Source organism: Agrobacterium sp. rho-13.3, from assembly GCF_033957765.2.
Taxonomy (GTDB): Bacteria; Pseudomonadota; Alphaproteobacteria; order Rhizobiales; family Rhizobiaceae; genus Agrobacterium.
Window position 1 is genome coordinate 943,674 of record NZ_CP192774.1, and the last position, 15,169, is coordinate 958,842.

Sequence of the window (15,169 nt, forward strand, 5' to 3'; positions counted from 1 at the left end):
AAACGCGAGGCATGGGAGTTTATGGCCGCAGCAGAAACATCGCGACCTTGTTAAGATGCATATTAGCCTACGGGATTTAATGAAGCTTTTAAGTGCCGATCACGACCGTGTGTAAACAGCTCATTTTTTCGCTCCGAACGTGTAGCCCGTTTCCACCGTTCCCTTGCCGAATTTCTCGCGCAGCTTGTCCATGGCCGCTTCTGCGGCGGCACGCCGTTCGGCGTTTTTGTCCACGAGATCGGGCGGGTCGGCCAGCGTGGGGTCACACAGGTCTGTCACGCCAATGCCGATCAGGCGAAACTTGGTGCCGTCCGTTTCTTTGTCTAACAGCGAAATACCGGTGCGAAATATCTTGTCGGCAAGCTGCGTCGGGTCTTCCAGCCTTTTGTTGCGGGTGCGGGATTTGAAATCGGAGGTCTTCATTTTCAGCACGACAGTGTGGCCCGCAACCGCGCTTCTCTTCAACCGCCACGCCACCTTTTCAGACAGCGAACGCAGGATGGGCACCAGATCTTCGTTGCGAGAAATATCGTTGAAGAATGTGGTTTCGGACGAAACACTCTTGGCCGGATCGTTGGTGTGCACGTCGCGGTCATCAATGCCGCGCGCAAGCCGAAACAGCCGCTGACCCATGGAGCCGTAACGCCGCATCAGGTCGTTTTCTTCCATCTCCTGCAATTGTGAAATGAGGCGAATGCCATCCGCCTCCAATGTGGACGCGAAAGCCTTGCCGACACCCCAGATCGTGGTCACCGGGCGCGGCGCAAGAAAAGCCATCGCCTCTTTCTCGCCAATAACGGAAAACCCGCGTGGCTTTTGCAAATCGGACGCCACCTTCGCCAGAAACTTGCAATAGGAAAGACCGACGGAAACGGTAATGCCGATTTCCTTTTCAACCCGCCGTGCAAACGTCGCCAACACGCGGGCAGGCGGATCATGGTGAAGCCGCTCGGTGCCGGAAAGATCGAGAAACGCCTCATCGATGGAAATCGGCTGCACCAGTGGCGTCAAATCCTGCATCATGGTGCGGATTTCCCGGCCAACGCGGACGTATTTCTCCATGTCCGGTTTAATGACGACCGCCTGCGGGCAAGCCTCCAGCGCCTTGAACATTGGCATGGCAGAACGCACCCCGTGAATGCGGGCGATGTAACAGGCGGTCGAAACCACACCGCGCTTGCCTCCGCCAATGATTAGCGGCTTGTCGGCAAGCTCCGGATTGTCCCGTTTTTCAACCGAGGCGTAAAACGCATCGCAATCGATATGCGCAATCGAGAGATCGTAAAGTTCGGCGTGGTAGACGAGGCGAGGGCTGCCACACTTGCGGCAACGCCTTACACCCTCCGGCTGGCCAACCAGACAGTCTCGGCAGAAACCGGGATCGTAGTTCGAACGTAAAGCGGCCATGGCTCGGAAACAAAAAGGGAACGTCGCCGACCATAATCCTTTGCCTTCCACCGCTCAAGAGGGCATCATCACGCAGATGATAACCTATGGTATTTTTTTTTAAAGTAGTTACAATTGTAGTTCCCAAGGATTGGCATGTTTGAATGGGACGAGAAAAAGAACCGCATTAATTTGGAAAAGCACGGCATCGGCTTTGCATTGGCGGTTCGAATTTTTGAAGGACCGGTTCTGTCCTTCGTGGATGATCGAAATGATTATGCTGAAACGAGATACCGTTCCATCGGTCAAATCGAGGGTGTCGTTGTCCTGGCCGTGATCCATACGGATCGCGCAGGCAAAATGAGACTCATTTCGGCCCGTGCCGCGAACCGCCGCGAAAGAAGGCGTTATGACGAAGAAATACGAAAAAGAACTGAGTCTTGAAGAACTTGCGGCGTTGCCCGACGAGGCGATCGACTACAGCGATATTCCAGAACTTGATGAAAGCTTTTGGGCCAGTGCCAAATACATCGAGCCGGAAGGAACGCAGCAGATCACGTTGCGCGTGAAAAAGTCCGTCGTTGAAGCGTACAAGGCGACGGGCAAAGGATATCAAACCCGCATGAATTCCGTGCTGGAATCCTATGCGCAAACCGTGCTGAAGCAGAAATCTCAGCGGTCCTGAGCGCTTAAAAGTCCGCTGAGTCCATTCCCGGACCGGAGAATTGGTGCCATGCTGCGGCAACGTCTTCCGGTCTGGTGCCGGTGGCTTCGCAAAACGTCATGAGATCAGGTTCGTGGCTCATGAGAAAATCCGTCAGACCGGCGAGAAAACCGGGGTCGTTGACCGATTGACGCAACATGTTGGGTTGCAGGCCGCTGAGGGCCAGAAAGCGCGCAAGCATATCCGGCTCACCCGCCAGCCAGCCAAGTATGGCGATTGCCGTTTCATGGCTGTCTTTGGGGACGATCTTATCGTTTTTCGTGTCGTATGACATTTGCTGACTGAAGTTACCTATTTCTCAACCAAATCCCATTAGCATGGCGCCGATGGGGATAATGGAATCGGTTCTCTGGCACTCTATATGTGTATGAAATGGTTTCAAAGTGGAACGAGGACTGCCGCCATGCCCAAAAAGGTCATGATAGTTGAAGATAACGAGCTGAACATGAAGCTCTTTCGCGATCTGATAGAGGCGTCCGGCTACACCACGATCCAGACCCGCAATGGTATGGAAGCTCTCGATCTCGCCCGCAAGCATCGTCCTGATCTTATTCTTATGGATATCCAGTTGCCCGAGGTTTCAGGACTTGAAGTTACCAAGTGGCTGAAGGAAGATGACGAGCTTCATGTAATACCCGTCATTGCCGTTACAGCGTTTGCGATGAAGGGGGATGAGGAGCGGATTCGCCAGGGGGGCTGCGAAGCCTACGTGTCCAAGCCGATTTCCGTTCCTAAGTTTATTGAGACGATCAAGACATATCTTGGCGATGCTTGAGGCCACAAGGGTAGGCGAATGACTGCGAGAATTCTGGTCGTCGACGATATACCGGCAAATGTGAAGCTGCTTGAAGCGCGCCTTTCGGCGGAATATTTCGATGTTCTCACGGCGGATGGTGGCGCAAAAGCGCTGGCGATCTGCAACAATGAGCAGGTCGATATCGTCCTTCTGGATATTATGATGCCGGATATGGATGGTTTCGAGGTGTGTGAGCGCCTCAAGGCCAACCCAACGACTGCGCATATCCCGGTTGTCATGGTCACGGCGCTGGACCAGCCAGCCGACCGCGTGCGCGGCCTTAAAGCCGGTGCGGATGATTTTCTGACCAAGCCTGTCAACGACCTCCAGCTTATTTCGCGTGTGAAAAGCCTCGTGCGTCTCAAGACCATGAGTGACGAACTGCGTTTCCGCGCAGAAACCGCCAAGACGATTGGCGTGGGCGATCCCATTGGCGATAGTGGTGCCGTGGAGAAGCCTGGCCGCGTGTTGCTGGTCGATGGCCGCGCCTCCTCGCAGGAACGCATCATCAAGGCACTGAAGCCGGTGGCGGAGGTTTTCGCGCTGGCAGAGCCGGGCAATGCCTTGTTCGAGGCTGCGGAAAATGACTATGAGATGGTCATCGTCAATTCCAATTTCGATAATTTTGATCCGCTGCGTCTGTGTTCGCAGCTCCGCTCGCTGGAGCGCACACGCTTCTTGCCCTTGCTGCTGGTGACGGAGCAGGGCGATGACGCGATGGTCGTGCGCGCGCTGGACCTTGGCGTGAATGACTACATCGTCCGCCCGCTTGATCCGAATGAGCTGGTGGCCCGCACGCTGACGCAGATCAAGCGCAAGCGCTTCAACGACCGCCTGCGCGAAAACCTCAACCATACGATGGAACTGGCCGTTATTGATGGCCTGACTGGCCTTAACAATCGCCGGTATCTCGATAACCATCTGAAAATACTGTTCAACCGTGCCGCGGCCCGTGGGCGGCCGCTGTCGGTGTGCATAACGGATATCGACCGCTTCAAGCAGGTCAACGATACTCACGGCCACGATGCCGGAGACGAAGTGCTGCGTGAATTCGCAACACGGCTGCGCTCCACGGTGCGCGGTGCGGATCTCGCCTGCCGTTATGGCGGCGAGGAGTTCGTGGTGGTGATGCCGGATACCTCCGTCGATCTGGCAGCATCCGTGGCAGAGCGCCTTCGCTCCATCATCGAAGACCGGCCCTTCGTTCTGCGTTCCGGGCGCGAGCTGCACATAACGGCATCGCTGGGCATTGCCACAAACACCGTTGCGGTGGAAACGCCTGAACAATTGTTGCGGCAGGCAGACCGTGCGCTTTATGAAGCGAAGAACACGGGCCGCAACCGCGTGGTCGCCTCAGCGGCGTGATTTCCAAAATTCGATTGTTGTTTTTCATAATAGTATAGGCGAACAACAATGGTTGGGCCGTTTCGCCAGTAATAACATCACGCGCTGCGAAAATGCGCTAACCCGCATGGCCTATAAGGACCGCTCTATTTTTCACAGTTAAAAAAAGCTTTGCCGGATATCGAACGTCACGATTTTCTTGATACAAGCCGATCCGTTGGTCTCACACCCAAGTGCATCCAAAATCGTTATTTCAGAGCCCACGCATGGATCCTATGAAATTAATGGTAATTATTATGTATTAATATGCGCTATTTTACGTATTACTCTGTCTCATCACGGGATATTTAACCATATCAAACGATCAAAACGTCACTCGATTAATAATTTGTTGATTTTCTTTATGTCTTACGCGACACTTTATTCAACACGATAACTTCTGCACTGGCGCCCAACTTCAATCACGGTGTTAAAGCGGAAGAAGGTAGTTGAATACGGCACTGCTTGCCCCTTGAGGAGAGCCAGTGCGTTTCGAATACCCCATGGTGCTCAGGTCCGCCGCATCTCCTGGGTCTTGGGGTTGGTCGACCGGCGACGCTTTTGAACGGTTCCTCGTGCTGTCATTGCTGTCCCGGTCGACCGCCTTTCAATTTCGCCAACCCCACATGATTTTGTCTTGGTTGCTGCTTTGGTTCGAAATCGCAATCGGTCTGTTTGTCGATGCGCAGCGTTTTCATCATCTATGGCAGTGGGTGTGGCTTGCCCCCCTCTGTCCTGCCGGACATCTCCCCCCACAGGTGGGGAGATCGAATCGCCGCGATCTCTCGCGCATTTCTAATGTTGCGAATGGAGTGAGAAGCCTGCCGCCTTCCGATCTCCCCCCCTTGTGGGGGAGATGGCCGGCAGGCCAGAGGGGGGTAGGCCACACCCGCCGCCGTCAATTGTCGACGGTTTCTCCACAACACCGCACAAACAAAAAACGCGCCTCGAAGGGCGCGCTTTTGTGCATAGGATGCAAAGGAAATTACTTGATCTTCGTTTCCTTGAATTCAACGTGCTTGCGTACGACTGGATCGTACTTTGTCTTTGTCATCTTGTCCGTGAAAGTACGGCTGTTCTTTGTGGTGACGTAGAATGTACCTGTGTCGGCCGTCGACAGCAGCTTGATCTTGATTGTTGTAGCTTTCGCCATGGTCGTCCTGCCTTTAACAAATTAGTGAGCCGTGGGCCTGTTCGATCCCGGCTAAATCTGGCGCGAAACTACGGATCGCGCCCGAAAAGTCAAGTCTGTTTTGATCCGAAAACTGAACGGCCTATGGAAAGAACGACGTAAAGCCCGAAAAACAATGCCAAAGCCCAGGCAAAACCGTCTGTTCCCAGCACATCCATGGAAATGCCGACGGTTTGTGGGCCTGCAATGGTGCCCATCGCGTAACAAAAGATGAAGGCTGCATTGGCTGCAACCAGGTCTGAACCGGTGAGACGAGAACCGAGATGGGTCAGACCCACCGTATACATGCCCGAAACACAGCCCCCCCAGAGCAACAGCAGCGATGAGAGCAACACCCAGTTATCCACCAGCAAAGGCAGCGCAAGCGTGCCTACGACGCCCGTAAACGCCATAAGCCCCAACAGAATGCGTCTGTCTTTGATGCGGTCCGACAGCATCCCGATGGGGATCTGGAAGGCCATGTTGCCGATGGCCATGACGGTCAAAAGCAAGGCGGCCTGTGATTCGTTGAAACCTTCGCGAGTCGCATAGATCGGAAACAGCGAAAGCCCGCCCGCCTGCACCGAGCCGTAGACGAAGGCAGCGGCGGAGGCCATCGGCACCAGCCAGATGTAGCGAACGAAATGGTGGTTGGGCTTCTCGTCCAGATCGGGGCTTTCATGGCGCGCCAGATAGATCGGGATAGCAGCCAGGAGAATAATCGCGGAGCCGACGAGAAACGGCGTGATTCCCTCACTGCCCAAGGCTGAGAACAGCAATGGTCCGCCTGCAAAGCCCACGGCCATGCCGGTGGCATACATGCCCAGCACCAGACCGCGCCGTTTGGGCGGTGCTGCGGCATTGATCCAGAACTCGGACAGGATGAACAGCATGGTGGTTGCGCCGTGAAAGACGATTCGCAGCGGAAACCACATCCAGAAAGCATCGGCGAAATAAAAGCCCAGAGCGCTGATGGCGGATATGACCACAGCCGTCATCATGGTGCGCGCGACGCCGAAATCATGCGCCAGCCTGCTGGTGATGGGCGCTGCCATCATGGCGGCCACGCCAGCCATGGCGGTGTTGAGGCCGATCATGGTGGAGGAGATGCCGCGCTTTTCAAGGATGATGCTCAAAAGCGGCAGGCCAAGGCCGATGGCGATGCCGACGGCTGATATGGCGGATATGGCGGCAATGAGCGATGGCCAGTGAATGTCGTCGGCGTCGCAGTTCGGATGTGACATGAAGACCTTTTATAGAAAGCCGCGAATAAACTTGCCGCGACGCTCGAAATATTGTCGCACCGGGCTTTCGAATTGCAGTGAAGGATCACCTATCATGAACTTTGTGACATCTTCGAGAACAAGGCGTGTAATCGGCGCCATGTTCAGACTGGAATTGCCCTGAATGTCAAGCCATTGAAGGTCAAGCAGCTCTCGCGAATCGTTTAAAACAGCCGGATTGATGCCGACTTCATCGGTAAAACAACAGAAAAATCGCGTGTCGAACCGCCTGACCTTGCCGGGTGGCGTGATCGCACGGGCCACGAAACGAAGCTTGGAAAGATCAGGCCTTTCCTGCTGACGCGCATCGTTGCCGAAGCGCAATCCCGTCTCCTCGTGCAATTCGCGTATCGCCGCCAGCGCCAAGGCGCGTGCGCCTGCCGCCGTCAGGGGGCGAGCAGCCGATCGAATAAGGTTGTCCATCACGGCAGGGTGCAGGTCAGCGCCAAAGGGCAAAGCGTGGTCGCGAGGATCGCGCCGCCCGCCGGGAAAGACATAGAGGTCCGGCATGAACACATGGGCGCTGCTGCGCTTGCCCACCAGCACGCGCAGTCTGTCCATCGATCGATCGATAAGAAGGATCGAGGCCGCGTCTTTCGGACGCATATAGGGTGATTTTTCGTCAGCGGAATCGACGCTCAAACCCGCTGCCTCAGTGGGATGAACCATCGATGTGTTTCGTGTCAGGCTCCGTGCCGAAGCCGTGCATCTTCAGCGCCCATTGCAGGCCGATAACGCCGCCCTTGATGGGCTGGATGGTCAACAGCGCAACCAGAATGGTGATCGGCACCCAGATGGCAAAATGCACCCACATCGGCACCAGAAACACCGTATCCGTCATCATGAAGCCGCCCACGGCAACGTGGCCGAGGATCATGATGGAGATATAGGGCGGAAGATCATCCGAGCGCTGGTGGTGCATGTCCTCGCCGCAGGCGGCGCAGGCCTCCACAGGCTTCAGAAAGGCACCAAACAACCGCCCGCTGCCACAGGCCGGGCAGCGGCTGAGAAGACCGCGCATGATGGAACGCCCCAGCGGACGGTCTTCCGGCCTGCCGCCATACTGCACTGTCTGCGTGTCGATCGTCATGCGCGTGTCCTCTAAGCCCAATGGGTCTTTATCTGCGTCTGCGCGGTGGCCTTTGTCCCGGTGTCGGTCCGCTGCGCCGCGTCGTCTTGTGGAAAGACCGCGTGGCAGTTGGCAATTTCTTGCCATCGTTCAACACTTCGAAACGCAGGGCGCCGGCAAGCGGCACGGCCTCAGCCAGACGAACCTGAACCGTATCGCCAAGCTGATAGCCTAAGCCGGTCTTTTCACCCGTCAGAGCCTGATGCGCCTCGTCATAGATGAAATAGTCCGTACCCAATGTAGATACGGGTATAAAGCCGTCTGCGCCATACTCCGGCAGCGCGACAAAAAGTCCCGCCTTGGTGACACCGGAAACGCGACCTTCGAATTCCTCGCCAATGCGCTGGGAAAGATGGTGCGCGATCAACCGGTTGACGGTGTCGCGTTCTGCCGCCATCGCACGCCGCTCGAACGTCGAGATTTCGGCCGCGACGTCGTCCAGCGTGGCTTCTTCCTGCGGCGTGATGCCGCCTTCACCCAGACCCAACGAACCCACCAGCGCGCGATGCACGATAAGGTCGGCATAACGGCGGATCGGCGAGGTGAAATGCGCGTATTTCATCAGGTTCAGGCCGAAATGCCCGATGTTCTCGGGGCTGTAGATGGCCTGGCTCTGCGAACGCAACACCATCTCGTTGACCATGATCTGATGCGGCGTATCGACAGCACGGGCCAGAATTCCGTTGAAGGAATTGGCGCGAACCTGCCCACCCTTGACCAGAGAGATGCCGATGGTGTTGAGAAACTCCCGCAGCACTTCCTGCTTGGCAATGGTTGGCGCATCGTGAATACGATAAACCAGCTTCTGTTTTTTGGTTTCCAGCGTTTCGGCGGCAGCGACGTTGGCCTGAATCATCATTTCTTCGATGAGCTTGTGCGCGTCGAGACGATCAGGAATATGAACGCGATCTACTGTGCCATCCGGCTTTAGGATGATCTTGCGTTCCGGCATGTCCAGCTCAAGCGGCTGGCGACGGTCGCGACCGTGCTTCATCACCTCATAGGCGTGCCACAGAGGCCGCAGAATAGGCTCCAGCATCGGCCCGGTCTTGTCATCCGGGTTGCCGTCAATCGCCGCCTGCGCCTGCTGGTAGGACAGCTTGGCGGCGCTCTTCATCATGATGCGGTGGAAGGTGTGGCTGGCCTTGCGGCCTTCCTTGGAAAACACCATGCGCACGGCAATCGCCGGGCGGTCCACGCCTTCTTTCAGCGAGCAGAGATCGTTGGAAATACGCTCTGGCAGCATCGGCACCACGCGGTCGGGGAAATAGACCGAGTTGCCGCGCTTCTGCGCTTCCCGGTCCAGTGCGGAACCGGAACGAATGTAATAGGACACATCGGCAATCGCGACCGTCACGATCACGCCGTCCGGGTTGTCGGGCGAGGGGTCCAGCTCCGCATAAACCGCGTCGTCGTGGTCCTTGGCGTCAGCCGGGTCGATGGTGATCAAAGGCAGTTTGCGCCAGTCTTCACGGTGCGCCATCGTTGCTGGCTTGGCATCATCCGCCGCTGCCAGAACGTCTGACGGGAAAATATGCGGAATGCCGTGCGCGTGAATGGCGATCATCGAGATCGCCTTTTCAGACGCAACGGAGCCGACGACAGATAGAACCTTGGCGCGGGGCAGGCCGTAACGACCGCTGTTGCGGGATGTTTCCACCTCGACCAGATCGCCGTCCTTGGCGTCGCCCACGCCATCGGGATCGATGACCATTTCGTCGCCGCGCCGCTCGATCGGCATCAGGCGTCCACCGCCGCCCGGTGTTTCCTTGAACACGCCCAGCGAAGCGCCCTGACGTTTATCCAGAACCTTGATGATCCGAGCGGTATAGGCCGGGCCAACCTTTTCCTTGGACGGGAAAATCTTCGCCAGCACGCGGTCGCCGAGACCACCCACCGGGGTTTTGCCCTTGTGGCGGTCGGCGGAGGATTGGCGAATGATAACGGCAGGGGCGGTGCCCTGATCTTCCGGCCATTCGGCAGGCCGGCCGATCAAGCCGCCATCCTTGTCACGTGTTGTGATATCAAGCACGGTCACAGGCGGAAGCCCGCCCGGTCGCATCAGCGACTTGCGGCTTTTGTGGACCATACCGTCTGTTTCAAGCTCTTTCAAAAGAGCCTTCAGCTCAATGCGCGTTTCACCCTTCAGCCCGAAAGCCTTGGCAATTTCGCGCTTCGAGGCCTGATCGGGATGCTCGGCAATGAATTTCAACAGCACTTCGCGGGGCGGAACTTCCCCATGGATGATGCCTTCAGACTCGAGGACTTTTTTTCCGCGTCCGGTGCGGCCGAAGCCATCGCCCGCGGAACCGGATGTCTTACGCGGAGCTTTGCTCACGATTCTGCCTTCTTCGCTTTTGGTGCTGCCTTGGGTTTGGCAGAGGTTTTGGGCTTTGCAGCCGCCTTTGTTTTTGCGGCCGTTTTAGGCTTGGCTTTCGCCTTTGTCTCGCCGTCGGCGCTCTCGGCCTTGGCAGCCTTCTTGGGGGCCGCCGCCTTTTTGGCTTTGACGGGCTTGCCGTTGTTGCCGGTGCCGGTTTTGGCAATGCGTTCGGCAATCAGCACCAGCGCTTCGTCCAGCGTCACCGTATCAGGGGCCTGCGCCTTTGGAATGGTCGCATTGACCTTGCCCCAGTTGACGTAAGGCCCGAACCGACCGTCACGCACGGTAATCGCGCCGCCATCGGGGTGGTCGCCCAGCGATTTCAAGGCGGCAGGCGTAGATGCACGGCCACGGCCCGGTGAGGCTTTCTTTTCCGCAATCACGGTTACAGCACGGTTCAGGCCGATGGAGAACACATCCTCGATGCTTTCGAGATTTGCGTAACCGCCATCATGCATCAGGAATGGCCCGTAACGGCCAAGACCTGCGGAAATCATCTTGCCGGATTCCGGGTGCTTGCCGATATCGCGTGGCAGGCTGATCAGCGCCAGCGCCTTTTCGTGGTCGATGTCCTCAGGCTTCCAGCCCTTGGGCAGCGAAGAGCGCTTGGCTTCCTTGCCGTCGCCGCGCTGAATGTAAGGCCCGAACCGGCCAGACCGCAGCGTCAATTCTTCGCCGGTGTGTGGATCAGCGCCCAGAGCCTTCGGCTCGTTCAGCGCCGCAGCATCTGCTTCCGCACCGTTTTCAGACGAAAGCTGGCGGGTGAAATTGCAATCCGGGTAGTTCGAGCAGCCGACGAAAGCGCCATATTTGCCGAGCTTCAGAGACAGATTGCCCGTTCCACAGACCTGACAAATGCGGGGATCGGAACCGTCTTCGCGTTTCGGGAAGACCAGCGGTGCCAGAACTTCGTTCAGAGAATCCAGCACGTTGGTAACGCGCAGTTCCTTGGTGTCTTCGATCTGCGCAAAGAAGTCCTTCCAGAAATCACGAAGAACCTGCTTCCAGTCCAGTTCACCGGAGGAAATCCGGTCGAGCTTTTCTTCCAGATCCGCCGTGAAGTCATATTCCACATATTTCGTGAAGAAGCTTTCCAGGAATGCCGTCACCAGCCGTCCCTTGGAGTGCGGAATAAGCTTGCGCTTGTCGATGATGATATATTCGCGGTCAACAAGCGTCTTCAGCGTCGCAGCATAGGTGGAAGGACGGCCGATGCCGAGTTCTTCCATCTTCTTGATCAGCGATGCTTCCGAATAACGGGGTGGTGGTTCGGTAAAGTGCTGGCTGGCATTGATCTTCTGCTTGGCGACGTTTTCGCGGGCATTGATCTGCGGCAAACGGCCACCGTCTTCACTGTCGTCGCTCTGTTCGCCATCTTCCTTCTGGTCGGTGTAGGCGGCGATGAAACCATCGAACCGCACGACCGAGCCAACAGCACGAAGACCGGCCTTCTCGCCGCCATTTTCGGCCAGAATTTCAACGGTCGTCCGCTCGATTTCGGCAGACGCCATCTGGCTGGCAATGCCACGCTTCCAGATCAGATCGTAAAGACGGAACTGGTCCGCATCGAGGAATTTCTTCACCGAGTCAGGCGTGCGGCTGAAGTCCGTCGGGCGGATCGCTTCGTGCGCTTCCTGAGCGTTCTTGGCCTTGGTCGAATAGAAACGCGCCTTTTCCGGCACATAACGTTCGCCGAATTGCTCGCCAATCGCACGGCGGGCGGCGTCGATGGCCTCAGGGGCAATCTGCACACCGTCGGTACGCATATAGGTAATCAAACCGGCGGTCTCACCACCGATGTCGATGCCCTCGTAGAGCTTCTGCGCAACCTGCATGGTGCGCGATGCCCCAAAGCCCATCCGCGACGATGCCGCCTGCTGAAGCGTCGAGGTGGTGAAGGGAGGGCCGGGATTGCGCTTGACCGGTTTTGCCTCAACCGTATCGACAATATATGTGGCGCCTTCCAGCAGCGTCTTCAAACGGTTGGCGTCGTCGCCGGTTTTGATCGACTTGGCTTGCAGGCGCTTGCCGTCGGCCATCACCAGCTTGGCTTCGAAATCATCGCCACGCGGTGTTTTGAGAAGGGCTGAAATGTTCCAGTATTCTTCTGAAACGAAACGCTCGATTTCCGATTCACGGTCGCACACAAGGCGCAGCGACACGGACTGCACACGGCCAGCGGAGCGTGCGCCGGGCAGCTTGCGCCACAGAACCGGAGAAAGATTGAAGCCGACGAGGTAATCCAGGGCGCGGCGGGCGAGATACGCATCCACCAGCGGAATGTCGATGTCACGCGGCTGCGCCATCGCATCCAGAACCGCCTTTTTGGTGATGGCGTTGAACACGACACGTTTCACCGGCTTGTCGCCCAGCACCTTCTTTTTTCTCAGAAGGTCGAGCACATGCCAGGAAATGGCTTCTCCCTCGCGATCCGGGTCGGTCGCGAGAAACAATCCGTCGGAGGCCTTCACGGCGTCCGAGATGTCTTTCATCCGTTTCTGCGAAGCGGGATCGACCTCCCAGAGCATCTCGAAGTCCTGGTCTGGAAGCACAGACCCGCCTTTTGCGGGAAGATCCCGAACGTGACCAAACGATGCCAGCACCTTATAGCCTGGGCCAAGATACTTGTTGATCGTCTTGGCTTTAGCCGGGGACTCTACGACGACGACATTCATATTTTCTTCTTTCGGAACGTGTCCGTTAACATGCCTTGCCGCTTTTAGAGCCGCAACAACGCTACCTTTATTTCGACATGGACAGGTAATGCGCTTCGGTCAAGAGGCAAGGGCTGTTTTTCTGCCGTTGCAACAAGTTACAACTTTGTGGTTATCAACTTACGGATTGCAATTTTTGATAAACAAGTTATGGTTGCTGGTGTTGAGTGACACGCTTTGCCGTACATCACTGTTCGCCGGTTCAATTGGGGTAAATATTGTCGTGAATGCAGAAGACAGCAGCCAAAGCGGAGCTGACAATACGGCGGAAAATCTGGCTTACATAAGGCAGATGCTGGCCGAACTGAGAACGGTTGCAGAGCGCGAAGGCGCTGACATGCTGTGTTACCTTATAGAAATGGCCTATGTAGAGGCCGGTGACATTCAAACTGGCAGGCGCAGTCTTTCATTCAGCCATAATCAAAGAAACCCGACCCGCGGAGTGCCGGTTTAGCCGCCCAGCAATATCCAGCTCCAGCAGAACCAGATAAACCGTGGAGGCCGGCAGCCCCGTATGACGGATGATGTCATCCGTTTCCACCGGCGATGGGCCGAGTGCCGAAGCGACAATGCTGCGATCATCATCTCCGGGCGGTGATATCTCCGTTTCTTCGGACCGTTCTTTCGCAACATGCTGAATGGGCAGCATGGGTTCCATGAGGGGTTTCAGCGCATCCAGAATGTCGCTTGCCTCCGTTACCAGCATGGCGCCGTCCTTGATCAGACGGTTGGTGCCGTGGCAGCGCGCATCCAGTGGCGACCCCGGCACGGCAAACACCAACCGCCCGAACTCGCCCGCCAACCGCGCCGTGATCAAAGAGCCGGAACGATCCGCCGCCTCGACAATCAAAACACCCAGAGAGACACCAGCAATCAGCCGGTTGCGACGCGGAAAGTCCCGCGCACGCGGTTCCCAGCCAAACGGCATTTCGCTGATGCTCGCACCGTCATTGCCGTAAATCTCATCCAGCAGCCGCAGATTGTCCGGCGGATAGGGCTTGTCCAAGCCACCCGCGAGCATGGCGACGGTGCCGGTGGAAAGGCTCGCATTGTGGGCCGCCGCATCGATGCCCCGCGCAAGACCAGATGCAATGGTGTAACCCGCCTGTCCACATTGCCGCGCCAGCATGGCGGCAAACTTCGCCCCGTTGATCGATGCGTTGCGAGACCCGACGATGCCGATGGAGGGGCGAACCGCCGTGCGGCCAGAGCCCTTGAGGGCGATCAAGGGCGGCGCGCCGTCGATTTCACGCAGAGCTGGAGGATAATCCGGTTCCCCGATGCCGACGAAACGCGCGCCGAACTTTTCAGCGGTTTCGATTTCCCGTTCCACATCGGAAACAGCCGCAATGCGCGGGCTGCGCGCCGATCCACCCCGGCGGGAGAGATCGGGCAGGGCGTCCAGCGCCTTCTCGGCGCTGCCAAAATGATTGATGAGTTCGCGAAAGGTAACAGGGCCGATATTGTCGCTGCGGATCAACCGCAACCATGCAATCCGCTGCCGCTCGGTCAGCGCTATGCCGCGTTTGCTGTCACCGTCATGCGGCATGTTTCGCCCCCGTCAGGGCGAAGCTTGTGGCTTCAGCCCTTTTTCCCGATTTTGCTTTCCGTACCTGCCAGCAACCGCTTGATGTTTTCCCGGTGCATGTACCAGGAAATCACACTCAGCACCGTCACCAGCAGAGCCGTTTTCTCCGGTCCTAATAGCCACAATGCAACCGGAATGACAAGCATTGCAACCAATGCGGAAAGTGACGAGTATTTTGTGACAAAAGCTGTTACAAGCCAGATAGCGGCAAAAGCCAGCATCATCAGCGGCGCAGCCCCCAGCAATACGCCAATATACACCGCCACGCCCTTGCCGCCCTTGAAACCAAGCCACACAGGGAAGAGGTGGCCAAGAAACGCAAAGAAACCGGCAACCAACGAAGCTTCATACCCCCACAAAGCATGGGCAATCAGCACCGCCGCCGTGCCCTTCAAGGCGTCCAGCAACAACGTCGCCGCCGCCAGCTTTTTATTGCCGGTGCGCAGCACATTGGTCGCGCCAATATTGCCGGAGCCAATATTGCGCACGTCTCCAAGACCGGCTGCGCGGGTCAACAGAAGACCAAAAGGAATAGACCCCAGCAAATAGCCAATCACGGCTGCAAGGGCCAAAAGCAAAGGCGCGGTTTCCCAGTTAGTCAATGCGTTCATTCCG

15 protein-coding genes are annotated in these 15,169 nt (G+C 56.9%); 5 read left to right on the forward strand and 10 right to left on the reverse strand.

What is annotated here, in order from left to right:
• Positions 1–120 precede the first annotated feature (120 nt).
• Entirely contained in the window at positions 121–1,407 is a 1,287-nt protein-coding gene (locus tag RMR16_RS04710; RefSeq protein ID WP_320201930.1) for a DNA polymerase IV, read from the reverse strand.
• Between the two features lie 135 nt (positions 1,408–1,542).
• On the opposite strand from RMR16_RS04710, the gene RMR16_RS04715 reads away from it, so the two are divergent.
• Complete coding sequence (locus RMR16_RS04715) at positions 1,543–1,830, forward strand: BrnT family toxin (RefSeq protein WP_320201929.1); 288 nt, start codon at positions 1,543–1,545, stop codon at positions 1,828–1,830.
• The gene (locus RMR16_RS04720) at positions 1,796–2,071 is read left to right on the forward strand and encodes a BrnA antitoxin family protein (RefSeq protein ID WP_320201928.1); all 276 of its coding nucleotides are present in this window, start codon (positions 1,796–1,798) and stop codon (positions 2,069–2,071) included. The genes RMR16_RS04715 and RMR16_RS04720 overlap by 35 nt, the downstream gene beginning before the upstream one ends.
• A 4-nt stretch (positions 2,072–2,075) precedes the next feature.
• Here RMR16_RS04720 and RMR16_RS04725 read toward each other — a convergent pair whose 3' ends face one another.
• A complete protein-coding gene (locus RMR16_RS04725; RefSeq protein ID WP_320201927.1) occupies positions 2,076–2,384 on the reverse strand; it encodes a DUF3572 domain-containing protein in 309 nt (102 codons plus the stop codon).
• Positions 2,385–2,513: 129 nt separating this feature from the next.
• On the opposite strand from RMR16_RS04725, the gene RMR16_RS04730 reads away from it, so the two are divergent.
• Together RMR16_RS04730 and RMR16_RS04735 are read left to right on the forward strand one after the other, a co-directional pair.
• Positions 2,514–2,885 (forward strand): response regulator, encoded by a 372-nt coding sequence (locus RMR16_RS04730; protein ID WP_320201926.1) that lies wholly within the window; start codon positions 2,514–2,516, stop codon positions 2,883–2,885.
• A gap of 18 nt (positions 2,886–2,903) precedes the next feature.
• Positions 2,904–4,271: a PleD family two-component system response regulator gene (locus RMR16_RS04735; RefSeq protein WP_320201925.1), complete on the forward strand. Its 1,368-nt coding sequence runs from the start codon at positions 2,904–2,906 to the stop codon at positions 4,269–4,271.
• A 1,003-nt stretch (positions 4,272–5,274) separates the two neighbouring features.
• Here the strand turns inward: RMR16_RS04735 and rpmG are convergent.
• The 6 genes from rpmG to topA all read right to left on the reverse strand — a co-directional run bounded on the left by rpmG (position 5,275) and on the right by topA (position 12,927).
• Complete coding sequence (rpmG, locus tag RMR16_RS04740; RefSeq protein ID WP_003496403.1) at positions 5,275–5,442, reverse strand: 50S ribosomal protein L33; 168 nt, start codon at positions 5,440–5,442, stop codon at positions 5,275–5,277.
• Between the two features lie 89 nt (positions 5,443–5,531).
• The gene (locus tag RMR16_RS04745; RefSeq protein WP_320201924.1) at positions 5,532–6,704 is read right to left on the reverse strand and encodes an MFS transporter; all 1,173 of its coding nucleotides are present in this window, start codon (positions 6,702–6,704) and stop codon (positions 5,532–5,534) included.
• Positions 6,705–6,713: 9 nt separating this feature from the next.
• Positions 6,714–7,349, reverse strand: coding sequence for an NUDIX hydrolase (locus tag RMR16_RS04750; RefSeq protein WP_320201957.1), 636 nt, complete (start codon positions 7,347–7,349; stop codon positions 6,714–6,716).
• A gap of 46 nt (positions 7,350–7,395) precedes the next feature.
• A complete protein-coding gene (locus RMR16_RS04755) occupies positions 7,396–7,833 on the reverse strand; it encodes a DUF983 domain-containing protein (protein WP_320201923.1) in 438 nt (145 codons plus the stop codon).
• A gap of 28 nt (positions 7,834–7,861) precedes the next feature.
• Positions 7,862–10,210: a ribonuclease R gene (gene rnr / locus RMR16_RS04760; protein ID WP_320201922.1), complete on the reverse strand. Its 2,349-nt coding sequence runs from the start codon at positions 10,208–10,210 to the stop codon at positions 7,862–7,864.
• Entirely contained in the window at positions 10,207–12,927 is a 2,721-nt protein-coding gene (gene topA / locus RMR16_RS04765) for a type I DNA topoisomerase (protein ID WP_320201921.1), read from the reverse strand. The genes rnr and topA overlap by 4 nt, the downstream gene beginning before the upstream one ends.
• Positions 12,928–13,015: 88 nt before the next feature.
• Between topA and RMR16_RS04770 the strand changes: the two genes are divergently transcribed.
• Positions 13,016–13,420, forward strand: coding sequence for a hypothetical protein (locus RMR16_RS04770; protein WP_413786051.1), 405 nt, complete (start codon positions 13,016–13,018; stop codon positions 13,418–13,420).
• Here RMR16_RS04770 and dprA read toward each other — a convergent pair.
• The gene (gene dprA, locus RMR16_RS04775) at positions 13,373–14,515 is read right to left on the reverse strand and encodes a DNA-processing protein DprA (RefSeq protein WP_320201920.1); all 1,143 of its coding nucleotides are present in this window, start codon (positions 14,513–14,515) and stop codon (positions 13,373–13,375) included. The two genes, RMR16_RS04770 and dprA, sit on opposite strands and share 48 nt — an antisense overlap.
• Positions 14,516–14,547: 32 nt before the next feature.
• Positions 14,548–15,165, reverse strand: a complete 618-nt coding sequence (plsY, locus tag RMR16_RS04780; RefSeq protein ID WP_320201919.1) for a glycerol-3-phosphate 1-O-acyltransferase PlsY — start codon at positions 15,163–15,165, stop codon at positions 14,548–14,550.
• Positions 15,166–15,169: the final 4 nt, after the last annotated feature.

What these genes read in the sequence shown, in the direction of transcription:
- RMR16_RS04710 (WP_320201930.1), bottom strand. Translation starts at nt 1,407, where the DNA reads ATGGCCGCTTTACGTTCGAACTACGATCCCGGTTTCTGCCGAGACTGT.
- RMR16_RS04715 (WP_320201929.1), top strand. Translation starts at nt 1,543, where the DNA reads ATGTTTGAATGGGACGAGAAAAAGAACCGCATTAATTTGGAAAAGCAC.
- RMR16_RS04720 (WP_320201928.1), top strand. Translation starts at nt 1,796, where the DNA reads ATGACGAAGAAATACGAAAAAGAACTGAGTCTTGAAGAACTTGCGGCG.
- RMR16_RS04725 (WP_320201927.1), bottom strand. Translation starts at nt 2,384, where the DNA reads ATGTCATACGACACGAAAAACGATAAGATCGTCCCCAAAGACAGCCAT.
- RMR16_RS04730 (WP_320201926.1), top strand. Translation starts at nt 2,514, where the DNA reads ATGCCCAAAAAGGTCATGATAGTTGAAGATAACGAGCTGAACATGAAG.
- RMR16_RS04735 (WP_320201925.1), top strand. Translation starts at nt 2,904, where the DNA reads ATGACTGCGAGAATTCTGGTCGTCGACGATATACCGGCAAATGTGAAG.
- rpmG (WP_003496403.1), bottom strand. Translation starts at nt 5,442, where the DNA reads ATGGCGAAAGCTACAACAATCAAGATCAAGCTGCTGTCGACGGCCGAC.
- RMR16_RS04745 (WP_320201924.1), bottom strand. Translation starts at nt 6,704, where the DNA reads ATGTCACATCCGAACTGCGACGCCGACGACATTCACTGGCCATCGCTC.
- RMR16_RS04750 (WP_320201957.1), bottom strand. Translation starts at nt 7,349, where the DNA reads ATGCGTCCGAAAGACGCGGCCTCGATCCTTCTTATCGATCGATCGATG.
- RMR16_RS04755 (WP_320201923.1), bottom strand. Translation starts at nt 7,833, where the DNA reads ATGACGATCGACACGCAGACAGTGCAGTATGGCGGCAGGCCGGAAGAC.
- topA (WP_320201921.1), bottom strand. Translation starts at nt 12,927, where the DNA reads ATGAATGTCGTCGTCGTAGAGTCCCCGGCTAAAGCCAAGACGATCAAC.
- RMR16_RS04770 (WP_413786051.1), top strand. Translation starts at nt 13,016, where the DNA reads ATGCGCTTCGGTCAAGAGGCAAGGGCTGTTTTTCTGCCGTTGCAACAA.
- dprA (WP_320201920.1), bottom strand. Translation starts at nt 14,515, where the DNA reads ATGCCGCATGACGGTGACAGCAAACGCGGCATAGCGCTGACCGAGCGG.
- plsY (WP_320201919.1), bottom strand. Translation starts at nt 15,165, where the DNA reads ATGAACGCATTGACTAACTGGGAAACCGCGCCTTTGCTTTTGGCCCTT.